Source organism: Mesorhizobium sp. M1A.F.Ca.ET.072.01.1.1, from assembly GCF_004023325.1.
In the GTDB taxonomy this organism is placed as follows: Bacteria; Pseudomonadota; Alphaproteobacteria; order Rhizobiales; family Rhizobiaceae; genus Mesorhizobium.
Genome location: NZ_RZSF01000795.1, coordinates 1 through 394, shown reverse-complemented (window position 1 = coordinate 394; position 394 = coordinate 1). Strand labels below are relative to the sequence as shown.

The following is a 394-nucleotide window of genomic DNA, read 5'->3' as shown; positions in this document are numbered from 1 at the left end:
CGCTTTCATAGACCAGCCGGCCGGCGGAAAGCCTGCCGACCAGCACCGTGCAGGCGCCGCAGTCGCCCTCGGCGCAGCCTTCCTTGGTGCCGCGCAGCGTCCGGTCGAGCCGCAGCCAGTCGAGCAGGGTCGCATCGGGCGCGACATCGGCCAGCGCGATGTCCTCGCCGTTGAGGATGAAGCGGATTTCGTTGCGGGTCTTGACCTTGGCCATCTCTCAACTTCCCCGATAGGTCGAATAGCCATAGGGCGAGATCAGCAGCGGCACATGGTAGTGGCGCGCTTCCGCCATGCCGAAGCGGATCGGCACGATGTCGAGGAAGGCCGGCTCCGGCAGGCTGGTCCCTTGCCGGCGCAGATAGTCGCCGGCGGCGAACACCAGTTCGTATTCGCC

Annotated in this window: 2 protein-coding genes; both read right to left on the bottom strand. The window is 66.8% G+C overall.

Annotated elements, in window-relative coordinates:
- Positions 1 to 214: 2Fe-2S iron-sulfur cluster-binding protein (locus tag EOA32_RS38085; RefSeq protein ID WP_128374355.1), on the bottom strand; the 214-nt coding region annotated here is incomplete at its 3' end.
- A 3-nt stretch (positions 215 to 217) separates the two neighbouring features.
- A partial coding sequence (locus EOA32_RS38080; protein WP_189407771.1) for a hydroxyisourate hydrolase occupies positions 218 to 394 on the bottom strand: 177 nt, incomplete at its 5' end.